Below are 11,334 nucleotides of genomic sequence, written 5' to 3'. Positions count from 1 at the left end.
CAATTGGCAAGTTTGGTGGGGAAGTGATGTGTGTTGGGGTAACACTTTGAAATTATATCAGATAACATATTTTTACCTTTCGTGGTGCAGGATTCAGGCTATATCATTTCCATGGAACAACGAAGGGGAAATTCATTCTTTTTAGCCAGTTCATGGACAACGGCAATCTTTGTTTCGCTGATTTCTCTGGTGTAAATCCCCGCTACTCCAACGCCTTCGTTATGAACATTAAGCATTATTCTGGTGGCGTCAGGGGTTGATTTATGAAAAACTGTTTCCAGGATGGAGATAACGAATTCCATGGTTGTGTAATCGTCATTGTGAAGAAGCACCTTGTAGAGGCGTGGTTCCTTTATCTCCAGAATCTCTTCAGTTGCCACCGAGCCCTGATGATCGTAACTGTTCTCTGCCATTTTTCGTTGATGTTAAGTTGTTGAGGTGAATCTTTGAGTCTGTTGCGGTTTTGTCTGTTTCAGCCGTACCTGTGAATTGCGGGATTCAGGTTGACCGATAAAAAAATAACACTCAAAAAATGAATTTCAATGGGGTGAAGTGGTAATATATGCTCCATCAAGATGGACTCGTAAAAACTCAGTCCGCATTTCTCATGAGCTCAGGCGGCGTTAGCTTCAAAGTTTTGAGCGATTATTACGGGATCATCAATGATCATTTTGTTTTTTCAACATTGAGAGAAAGAGTTCTTCCAGAATCAGACGGGTCGGCAATGGGGAACCCTTCAGTTGGTATTCCGCTTCCAGGAGAAGTTCCATGCGATGTTTCAGCCCTTCCAAGCTATACCTGGCCGCACTGGAAAAACTCATGAAAAGAGCATAGGGATGTCCTTTGAGCTGGTCCTTCCATTTTTCCGTGCTCCGCAGTTGGGGCAGGTAGGAATTCTGGAATTCACTGGCGTTCATATTGGCCCGCCAGGAGGGATGACCCTGGAGTTGCAGATATCTGAATATCAACAGTTTCTTAAAAAAATTACGCATGGTAGCCAGGATTGCCAGGCCGTGAATTCCCTGTTCCTGCAGGCGGTTCAGGACCAGCATGACCCGTGCAGTCTGTCGTTTGTTAAAGGCATCGGTCAGCTCAAAAAGGGCGTTTTCCCGACAGGGACTGACCATTTCTTCCAGGTCGCTGCAGCTGATCAACTCACGGTCTCCAGCGAAAAGTGCCAGTTTTTCCGTCTCCATAACCACCGCCACAGGATGGAAACCAACCCGTTCAAAAAAGAGTTCCAGGGCCCTGGGTTCAATTTTCTTGTTAAAATCGGCAAGTGTCCTGAGCATCATTTCCCGCAGAACTTCCTTCTGTTCTTTCTGGGCGGCAGCCCCTGCTCCGGCGGCAACGGAACAGTCAACAACAATACAATTTTTTTTCAGCCAGGTGAAAAGACGCTGGCGTTTATCCACTGTTTCGGCGGTGAGGACAAGTATGTTTCCTTTCGGTAGTCCTTTTTCCAGGGCTGCAATACACTGATCCACAAGGTTTGCTGAATGAGTTTTTTTTGCATCAGAGGGGAGGCCAGCCAGCAGTTCGTCTGCCCATTTTACGGAATCTGCCGGTTTTGCAAAACCGAAAAGCTTTTTCCATGCGCCTGTACCGGTGTCACCAAGAGGTTCGGAGGAGCCCGAATCGAGACCGGCGGCTCCAGCAAAGGCTCTGAGGTGCTTTGCGGCCAGGTTGCTTTTTCCTGCTTTGTTTGCCTGCATTGCTTTTTCCCAGAGGGAGGGCAGGATATTTTTCGTATGAAAAATGGTGGAGTCAGAAACCCGGTAAATCTGGAGTCCAGGTAGGAGACTGAAGCTGAGCAGACGCCCAAGAGTCTGGCCGAAATCTTCCTGTTCACCATCCACGGAATGCACAGTTCCATTATATTTTTCCAGAAGTATTTCCTGCAGCCTGTCCGCCGATTTTTTACAGAGATATCGTTCTCCGAAAAACAGATAGGCCTGGTTGTTCAGGTCAATACTGCCGGTTTTAATCTGCTTTTCCAGGTCGTTTCGTTTTATCAGTGTCATGATTCCTGAGATAGAGCATTTTATGCAGGATGGCGGGCAGGGAACCGGGTTGGAGGTATTCCTCTCCCCTGTTCTTCTGAAAAATAGGCGCAGTTTTCCGGCCGATATCCTCCCAGCTGGTCTTCGGGCCGTTTTGGGCCACTGTCTCAAAAAGAGCAAGAGAATATGGATTATTGATGGCCGCCTTTCCCGTCCCTACAGTTGCCAGTATATCCACTTCATTGTAAAAAAGATCATTGAGTTTTCTGTAAATCCTGATTCCCCCGCAGGATCCGATACTGAGGAACCGTTTTTTGGTCAGCAGTGTGTCTTTGGTGATGGCCCCTCTTTTCAAGAGAGTTTCAAAGGGTTCGAAAAGCTGTTCATACCGCCAGTAGCTGTGACCTCTCTGGACAAACATCTCCGAGAGGTTTTCCAGAAATTGTTTCAAAACTTTTCGCTGCAGGAGTTTACCCTGGTAAAAAAAGACATCGTGGCAGATTTCAGTTCCCGCCAGGGTCTTGTGCCAGGAAAGTACTATAGGATTTTTCAGGGCAAGATGAAAGAGCTGATTGAGAACTGTGCCGGGTTTCTTTTTCGCGATGCCAAGAATTCTGTTCAGATTCGTGCTTGTTTTTTCGGAGAGCTGATCCAGGTTGTACCTTTTATCAATTCCCGGCCTGTAGCCTTTTTTCAGGAGGAGTTGGCAGTAGGTGAGAAATGAGCTCCTGCCGTCATCGTCACGTTGGAATACAGAAAGGCTTTCCAGTCTGTGATCATTCAACCATTCCTGAAAGGGCGTGCGTGTAAAGGGTACCGGGTCAATTTCTCCCCGTTCTTGCAGCATGGCAGAGATTCTGTTACGGGTTTTTTCGGACAGCAGACGTTTGTTGTGCCGGTGGTAATGCTGGAGTATCATCTGGAGCTGGGAGGAGAGGAGTGTCCTGTTCTTCGATATTTTTGCCAGCATCCCGTCCACCAGGCGGGAACGGGCAGCCTGTTCAATTGTCTGCAGGAGTCGGGGAAAGGTGGCCGCAAAGAGAATCAGACTGTCCGCATCCTGAAAGGCGGAGTCGGCAATGAGATCAATAATTTTCTTCTGTTTATCGGTTGACCTGGGAAAGAAAGGGACCAGTTTGCCTTTCTGGGCAAGATTTGTGATAAAATTTGATGTGTGGCTGTTGTCCGGATCGATTTGAAGCAGGAAGGTGAGCAGGTCATTATCAAATTCGTTTTCTATGCGTTTTTTCAGGACCGGAACAACAATATCCCTGAAGGAAGAGTCATAAAAATCACTTCCATAGGCCAGTATTATATAGAGATTCGCGGCGGTCAGCTCCCTGGCAGTTTCCCTGCGGGCCCGTTTTGTTGCCATGGCCAGAACAGCCACAGCCTCTTTTTTTTTCCCTTCTATCAGGGCTCGGTTGAAGCTTTTCTGGTATGCAATACGGGCCCGGTTGTGCAGTGAATCGAAGAGGTCCCGTAATTTGCGGGGGGATGTTCGGCTTAATCTGCCTATGCCGATTTCCTGACCGAAATTGTCTGTAATGCCATGCAGGTTGTTTATTCGCCAGATGATTTTTTCCGAGCTGTTGGAGTATGCCCGGAGCAGTAACGATTTTTTTGCTTCGGAAAAGGAGTTGAAACGGAGTTCTCTGGTATCTGCCGGTAGGATAAAATAATCCGTCAGCCATGCCAGAGCGGCCTGTGGTGTCAAGCCCGGCGTCTTGAATACGGCCCTGCTGTTCCAGCTTGCAGTAAAGGAAAGCAAACTTATTTTCTCTAACCCTTTGCGGGCTGTGGCCGGGTCCATTCCCGGAATTCTACAGAGTTGTTCAGCTGTGCGTTTCTGGCTGTCGGTAAGAGAATTGAGCAGGGAGATGGTTGTGGTCAGCATGCCCTGGGAAACACCGGGCAGCTGCAGAAAGGCGTCCGCCGCCCATTGGGCGGCCTCATCAAGTTCGAGAATCCGGTCAGTGAGGGGAAAGAGAAGCCCTGCATCTGTCACTTTTATTTTAAGAAGGCTTGCCAGGGCCCGGTTGGTGACAAAATAGTGATTTTTGATTTTCTGTAAAAATCTCCAGGTCAGATTCATGTCTGCACCGGGTTGTCTTGTAAAGGAGGCTAAAAGACTGGTAGTGGCAAAGGAGATATTTTCGGTCTGCAACCGGAAAAGCGTGTTGTCCAGGTCCTTTTTTCCGGCGGATGGCAGGGTGCAGAACGTTCGGAAAATAACCAGGTTGGTGTAGGAGAGATTGCGGATTTTCTGTTCAATGTCTTTTTTTACCACTGTTTTTTCGCCCACGGCTGTTTTGTACATTGCCACAGCTTTATTGTATGGTGTATCTTCAATGGAGCAGATAGCTGTCCTGGCAGTTGTGAGGGATAGAAGGAACGGTATAATAAGAAGATATAAGAACAGTGTGGGGTGTTTCATTATTTGCTGTATTTCGGGAACCAGAAGGTTGCGTAATTATTATTTTCGCATAGATATTCACTATACCTTTTCAGCACTATAAAACGAAGTGAATTCTCGGCAACCAAAGAACAGAATATTTGCTTGCTTATAAATCTTAAACTCATGAAAACAGGTGGTTAGCGTCTATCCAGCAATATGGACAGGCACTTGTTAAAAACCTCGTAGTCAGTTATTGGATGAGAGTGGTTATGGGCGTTCCAAAGAGAAACGAACCGTGCTGGTGCAACAGCGGCAGAAAATACAAGAAATGTCATTTGCGTTCGGACCAGGACGGCATCACCAGTCCTCCGGGACAGAGAAAGATAAGCCGAGCCACGGTTTTTGCGGGAACGGTCAGCCCCAGGCGCAGTGTCCCGGAAAACATTTTATTTCCTGAATATGCCATCAGCGGTATCCCGGAGGGCCAGAGACGTTTTTGTAAAAAAGAGACGGAAGAGGAAATAGCCAAAATGCGTCGGGCGGGTAGAGCTGCAAGGGAGGTGCTTGATGTGGTTCTGGCTGCGGTAAGGCCCGGTATCACGACTGACGCTCTTGATGAGATTGCCCATATGGAAGCCATTGCCAGAGGGGCGTATCCCAGCCCTCTCAATTACATGGGGTTTCCAAAGTCACTCTGCACTTCAGTCAATGAGGTTGTGGTGCATGGTATTCCCGACAGCCGGGAACTGCAGAAAGGAGATATTGTCAACTGTGATGTGACAGTCTATCTCGATGGAATGCATGGGGACTGTTCTGAAACGGTTTTCGTGGGAGAAGTGAGTAAAGATGCCGCAGATCTGGTAAAAGTGACCTGGGAATGCCTGGTCAAAGGTATTGAAGCAGTCTGTCCGGGCAGACCCCTGAATGAAATCGGCAGGGTTATTGAAAAACACGCGGTTCGGCACGGTTACAGTGTTGTCCGGGAGTTTACCGGCCATGGTATTGGCAAGACCTTTCATATGGCCCCGTACGTGGCCCATTTCTATGATGAAACCAACGATGAGATCATGGTGGAGGGAATGACGTTTACCATTGAGCCGATGATCAACAGGGGAAGTCCAAATTGCAGGATGTGGGCCGATAACTGGACAGCAGTCACTGCCGATCTTGAACTCAGTGCCCAGTTTGAGCATACCATTCTGGTAACCGGCGGTGGTGCGGAAATTCTTACCGGTAATCTTGAACCGTGGTTTTTAAAACCTTGAATTCGTGATCATTACAGAAACAGCCGGTACGCCCTGTTGTCTGTTTCTTCCTGGTAGCGATAGCCCAGTGTATCCAGTCGTCTGTTCAGCCCGTCACCTGAACCATCGGGACATTCAAGTCCGATCAATACCCTGCCGAAGTCGCCACCCTGGGCCCTGTAGTGGAAGAGGGAAATATTGTGATGTCCCCTTGTTGTTTCCAGAAAGCGGGTCAATGCTCCGGGCGTTTCCGGGAACCAGAATCTGAACAGTCTTTCATTTTCCACGATATCACTGTGCCCGCCCACCATGTAACGGATGTGAGTCTTGGCGAGGTCATTGTCGGTCAGATCAAGATTCTTGTAACCGGCCCCGTCGAGCTGGTTCGCAAAAGCTGTCCGTTCTTCTTCCTCCTGTATGGAAATACCAACAAAAATATGGGCCTGTTTTCTCGATGAGAGGCGGTAGTTGAACTCGGTTATATTGCGGCTGGCAATTATATCACGGCAGAAGGCCTTGAGGCTGCCCGGTTTTTCAGGGATGGTGACGGCAAAAAGGGCTTCCTGTTTTTCTCCGACAAGAGTGCGTTCCGCCACGTAGCGCAGTCTTTCAAAGTTCATATTGGCACCGGAATTAATGGCAAGAAGAGTTTTTTCGCTGCAGCCGGTTTCGCCGATATATTTCAGAAGACCGGTAAGCCCCAGTGCTCCGGCAGGCTCGACAATTGAGCGTGTTGCCTGGTAAACGGCTTTGATGCCGCTGCAGAGTTCATCCGTGCTGACCCTGATTATTCTGTCCACGTATTGCCGACAGAGTTCATAAGTAAGATCTCCCACTTCCCGAACCGCAACACCATCGGCAAAAATGCCGACATTGTCAAGAGCGGTTTTTCTCCCCTTTGAAAGCGAGCGAAACATGGCGTCGCTGTCAATGGGTTCCACTCCAATCAATTCTATTTCCGGTCGCAGGTTCTTGATATAGGCGCCAATTCCACTGATCAGTCCTCCTCCGCCAATCGGGACGAAAACAGCGTCGAGTCGACCCGGATTTTGACGAAGTATTTCATTGCCGATGGTTCCCTGCCCGGCGATGACAAGTTCATCATTGAAAGGATGAATAAAAATCATTCCCTTCTGCGCCATAAGGGCCGCCATGTAATCGGCCGCTTCAGAGTAATTATTTCCGTGGAGAACAACTTCGGCACCAAAACTTCGAACTGCATCCACTTTTATCCGGGGAGTCGTTTCGGGCATTACAATGAGAGCTCGAATACCGAGTTTTCTGGCACCAAAGGCCACCCCTTGGGCGTGGTTTCCCGCGGAAGCGGTGATGACACCCTTTTTTCGTTCAGCAGGAGTAAGATGGGCTATCCGGTTATAGGCTCCGCGGATTTTAAAGGAGAAAACCGGCTGTTTATCTTCCCGTTTTAAAAGAATCCGATTGCCGGTGGTAAAAGATAAAGTGGTTGCCTCTTCCAGGGGTGTTTCCACTGCGGCTTCATAAACACGGGATGTGAGGATTTTTTTTATCAGTGTTTGCAAGGTAATTCTGTTTTGTTGGACGGAGCTTTCTGGCCCAGCCATACTGGTCAGGTGGGGTGTATAAAGCAGGGTTTCGTCTCCGTCATCATGAGTGCACTACTGGAATGTCAAGTTCACAAAAACGACAAGACCCCGGTTAAATTGGCTTTCAAGGTCCAATGTGCTTCCGGTTGACAGCATAAGATGCGGATTTACAGTAAGCTGAATTTCATTGGTCAATATCGGTTTTGCCCCATAATTCGAAGAAAGTTGTACATTATAAGCTGTGGCAGGTGACATTTTGTACGCACCGTCAATCCGATAAGTGTCAAGATGATTCGAGCTGCCGTATTGTTGTCGCTCGTAGTCTATACCAACAGTAAACCCCGTGTCTGTAATCAGATCCAGTCCAAGTCCAAATCGCCCGATTGAAGAAGAATCATCATCTATCGATATTTGATAGGTTGTGCCTGGTGCTGAGGCATAAAACATGGATGCACTGTCAGATGAAGAAATATCAGTGCCATATTCTATTCGTGCATACGGTTTGAATAAAACAGTCTTGATTTCCACGGGACGTTCCACTTTCAAACCTGCAGAGATGATCGCCAGAGATACATTGAGGTCATCATAAACAAGTTCGGGTGCAGATGCCGATGTTGACCCGCTTTCCGTGTAGTCAGACAACACTGTATAACCAAAATCACCTCGCAGATACGTTGAAGTGATCACCGTCTGAATTTCCATATTTTTACTCAAGGCTATCGACCCAAATACCTGGCTGCCAGTTCTTTCTCCAGATAGTATACTGCCATTTTTTATTCGTATTAATTCGTAGTTTTGGCGTCCAATCCCAATTACGCCATCCAGAAAGGTTGACTCAGTAAGAGCATAGGAACCGTACAATGACAAACTCAGTGCATCCATATCAACGCCAGAACCACCGTCATGAATATTTGAATCATTTTGACCGATAAATAATGAAGTTCCAACCAGTTTCGTTTCATCCAGACGCTTATCAATACCAATTGTGACCCCGTAACCGTCTGTGTCGCGGCCGGTACTGGTAGAAGATCCATCCGTACTGCCATCTGAGACCATTCCCTGTATCCAGATTGCATAGCTGTTTGGGAGAACATTACCAGTTACTTCATTTAGCCACGTGGACACGGGTAGCAGGTTGAAGATCTGTCCGTATTTACTGCCAGCCAGATTAAGTTCGAATTGTTGTTGGGGAGATCCGGCATTTGCCTTCCTGCTGTGCATCTGTTCCATCCTGTCCATAACCGGCAAAAGGGAATTTTTAATGAATTGTCTTGAGAGTTCCGCTTGAGCAGAAACCAGGCTGACATTGGCTGGATCATCTGCCGGGTTTGACAAATCAAGATAAGTAAACAGACCTGTGCCAGTACCTGTACCTGACCCGGTTGTAACAGAAATATTTTTGACACCTGGTGTATTGGCAGGAGTTGTTGCTGTGATTGTTGTAGAATTTGCAACGCTGAAATTCGTAGCGGCGACACCTCCAATTGTCACTTTAGTTGCGCCGGAAAAAGCTTTTCCCGTGATGACAATTTTTGTGCCACCCGCAAATGATCCAGACTCCGGCCTAACTGATAATACAGTTGGACGGGGTGCTGTAGTTGAAGATTGCCCAGGTTGAGTACTGTCAGTTGTCTCAGACTGGGCATTAGGTGTCACGGCCGCTGATTCGGACGAAGCCGGGCCGGTCCCATAGGCATTTGTAGCAGTCACGTTAAACGTGTAATCCGTCCCATTGGTGAGTCCGGTAACAGTGCAACTTGTGCCTGAGGTTGAGCAGGTTGCCCCGCCGGGTGAAGCAGTGACATCGTAACTTGTAATGGGGCCATCTCCAATATCGGCAGGCGCTGTCCATGACACAGTTGCCTGTGTGTTTCCAGCCACGGCATTGACTCCGGTTGGATTATTTGGAGCGAAACGATAGGAAAACCCTGAAATGTTCAAGCTGCTGACTCCAACTCCGCTGCTCTTGCTTATAGCAAACTTAATTTGTTCACCAGGCTGAATAGCGATAGTAGCTGATCCCGATACCGGCGCACTGTTTGTGATGGTTGTAGTTGCCCCCCGGAAATGCCGTAGAGTGCTGTATATGAGTGAGATTGTGTTTCAGTAACACTATATGAAAAGGAGGCAGTTCCCGCTCGTGATGCACCACCACCGCTATTGGTGTGAGTATAGTTGGCACCGATTGAAGCGCAATTGTTGGCTGTCTCTATGGTGATGTTTGTTGAATTTTCGGTGACACTTGAGGAGCCGCAACCAAATACTTGAACTCCTGCTGTCCAATTTGCATTGGCAAATTCACCGGTGAAATCATTGACAGCGGCATGAGCATTTAATGATACCAATAAGAGGCAGGTAGTAAAGAAAAGAAACCATCCATCCAAACATCTTCGGTGGGTTGATTTATATATTTTTTTTGATTGTATCCACAGCATGATTGTCTCCAATATACTTATAATTAAGGGATTATTGAAATATTCTTGCAAATTTATAGAGTAATGTCAAATTAAAATTTCTTAGGTAGTGCCTGTCCATGAGGAGTTAACCAGTTGATTTAATGAGGTGAAATCGCCTTTTAAGGGTGACGTTTTTAGCGATTTATGGTAAGGGCGAATCGTGTAACATACCAAAATTACGTGATTAACCATTTTCCGGAGCCGCAAAAACGATGCGAAGAGCACGCATTCAGCAGTTACCCCTGGCAGAGGCAACCCCTGACCACCCCAAGGCGAAGGAGTTTGCAAAGATCAGCGAGATTCTTGACCGCAACAGTAGCATATACGACTTGGTGTTACAAGATCTCGGTTGGGCCGGCAACGAAACCGGTGCCAGAGGTATGACTGGTGAGCAGGTACTCCGGGCCGCAATCATCAAGCAGATGGAAGGGTTCAGTTACCGCGAACTCGCCTTCCACCTCATGGATTCTCGGGTGTACAGCTGGTTTTGCAGAATAGGTGTTGGCAGAGCATTCAAGAAATCTGCTTTGCAGCGCGGAATCAAATCTATTTCAGCCGACACCTGGGAGCAGCTCAACAGGGTTCTCCTTGGGTATGCTGAAAACGATGGTATTGAACAGGGGCGTAAAATCAGAGTTGACTGTACGGTTGTGGAATCCAATATCCATGCCCCTATGATTCAGAGTTGCTGGTTGATTGCGTCCGCGTACTGGCCAGAGTGCTGACAACGGTTACAACAGAGTTGCCTGATCTTGTGTTTTCGTTTTCCGACCATCGACGCCGCGCCAAACGCAGGAACCTGGCGATCATGAACGCCAAAAACGCAGCAGGTCGAAAAAAGATGTATAGGGACCTTCTCTTGGTTACGGAAAAGACTATTGGGTATGCAGAGCGCTGCCTGAAGGCACTCAGGTCGTATCGCCCTTCCACTCTGGAGGCGTGGGGAGTGAGGGGCATGGCCAAAGAGCAGCTGGAACATTTTTCACCGTTGACCCGACAGGTTGTCTGTCAGACCCGTCGGCGGGTATTTGAGGGGAATCCGTACCGGCATCGGAGAAAATTTTTTCTATCTTCGAACCCCATACGGATATAATCCGCAAAGACCGACGTGATACCTATTACGGTCATAAGATATGCCTGACCGGCGGGGCGTCCAATTTGATTCTTGACTGCGTGGTTCTTGAAGGGAATCCGTCCGACTCTGAATTGACGGAAATGATGCTGGACAGACAGAATGTGGTTTATGGTAGTTACCCGCTTAAAGCCGCCTTTGATGGAGGATTTTCTTCGCAGGAGAACCTGAAGAAAGCCATGGCAAAAGAGGGATTGAAGGACGTCTGTTTTTCAAAAGGTCGTGGCCTGCGTGTGAAGGATATGTGCCGCAGCAACTGGGTGTATAAGCAGTTGCGTAATTTCCGCGCAGGTATTGAATCCGGTATATCCTGGCTGAAACGGAGCCTCGGTCTTGACCGGTGTCTCTGGAAAGGATTTGAATCGTTCAAAAGCTATGTGTGGGCGTCCATAGTGTCGGCCAACCTGCTGACCATGGCCCGACATCAATTGGCCTGAGAGATCCTTTCCATGAAGAGATGTGAAAGTTTGCGGGATAGGTGTGCCCTGATGCCTGACCATTGGCCAGAAATTGGAGCATGTTGAAAAAAAAATCTG

At 47.8% G+C, this 11,334-nt stretch carries 7 protein-coding genes and 1 pseudogene; 2 read left to right on the top strand and 6 right to left on the bottom strand.

The window, feature by feature from the left end; genetic code table 11:
* Positions 1 to 98: 98 nt before the first annotated feature.
* From clpS to LO777_RS14615, 3 genes are all read right to left on the bottom strand, one after another.
* Entirely contained in the window at positions 99 to 413 is a 315-nt protein-coding gene (clpS, locus tag LO777_RS14625) for an ATP-dependent Clp protease adapter ClpS (RefSeq protein ID WP_228854613.1), read from the bottom strand.
* A 246-nt stretch (positions 414 to 659) separates the two neighbouring features.
* The gene (gene holA / locus LO777_RS14620; RefSeq protein ID WP_228854612.1) at positions 660 to 2,024 is read right to left on the bottom strand and encodes a DNA polymerase III subunit delta; all 1,365 of its coding nucleotides are present in this window, start codon (positions 2,022 to 2,024) and stop codon (positions 660 to 662) included.
* On the bottom strand, positions 1,984 to 4,440 hold the full coding sequence (locus LO777_RS14615; protein WP_228854611.1) for a hypothetical protein: 2,457 nt from the start codon (positions 4,438 to 4,440) through the stop codon (positions 1,984 to 1,986). Before LO777_RS14615 ends, holA begins: the two co-directional genes overlap by 41 nt.
* Before the next feature lie 230 nt (positions 4,441 to 4,670).
* On the opposite strand from LO777_RS14615, the gene map reads away from it, so the two are divergent.
* The gene (gene map, locus LO777_RS14610; protein ID WP_228854610.1) at positions 4,671 to 5,666 is read left to right on the top strand and encodes a type I methionyl aminopeptidase; all 996 of its coding nucleotides are present in this window, start codon (positions 4,671 to 4,673) and stop codon (positions 5,664 to 5,666) included.
* 11 nt (positions 5,667 to 5,677) lie between these two features.
* Here map and ilvA read toward each other — a convergent pair whose 3' ends face one another.
* The 3 genes from ilvA to LO777_RS14595 all read right to left on the bottom strand — a co-directional run bounded on the left by ilvA (position 5,678) and on the right by LO777_RS14595 (position 9,645).
* A complete protein-coding gene (gene ilvA, locus LO777_RS14605; RefSeq protein WP_228854609.1) occupies positions 5,678 to 7,186 on the bottom strand; it encodes a threonine ammonia-lyase, biosynthetic in 1,509 nt (502 codons plus the stop codon).
* 96 nt (positions 7,187 to 7,282) lie between these two features.
* Positions 7,283 to 9,151, bottom strand: a complete 1,869-nt coding sequence (locus LO777_RS14600) for an autotransporter domain-containing protein (protein WP_268907445.1) — start codon at positions 9,149 to 9,151, stop codon at positions 7,283 to 7,285.
* A 29-nt stretch (positions 9,152 to 9,180) separates the two neighbouring features.
* Positions 9,181 to 9,645, bottom strand: coding sequence for a hypothetical protein (locus LO777_RS14595; RefSeq protein ID WP_228854607.1), 465 nt, complete (start codon positions 9,643 to 9,645; stop codon positions 9,181 to 9,183).
* Positions 9,646 to 9,878: 233 nt separating this feature from the next.
* Between LO777_RS14595 and LO777_RS14590 the strand changes: the two are divergent.
* Positions 9,879 to 11,235: pseudogene (locus tag LO777_RS14590) on the top strand (ISNCY family transposase).
* Positions 11,236 to 11,334 lie beyond the last annotated feature (99 nt).

It is taken from the genome of Desulfomarina profundi (assembly GCF_019703855.1).
Lineage (GTDB): Bacteria > Desulfobacterota > Desulfobulbia > Desulfobulbales > Desulfocapsaceae > Desulfomarina > Desulfomarina profundi.
The sequence above is the reverse complement of the archived record's forward strand: the minus strand, read 5'-3'. Positions and strand labels throughout refer to the sequence as shown.

Coding starts and splice junctions, on each gene's coding strand:
- holA (WP_228854612.1), bottom strand. CDS start 2,024: ATGACACTGATAAAACGAAACGACCTGGAAAAGCAGATTAAAACCGGC.
- LO777_RS14615 (WP_228854611.1), bottom strand. CDS start 4,440: ATGAAACACCCCACACTGTTCTTATATCTTCTTATTATACCGTTCCTT.
- clpS (WP_228854613.1), bottom strand. CDS start 413: ATGGCAGAGAACAGTTACGATCATCAGGGCTCGGTGGCAACTGAAGAG.
- LO777_RS14595 (WP_228854607.1), bottom strand. CDS start 9,645: ATGCTGTGGATACAATCAAAAAAAATATATAAATCAACCCACCGAAGA.
- map (WP_228854610.1), top strand. CDS start 4,671: ATGGGCGTTCCAAAGAGAAACGAACCGTGCTGGTGCAACAGCGGCAGA.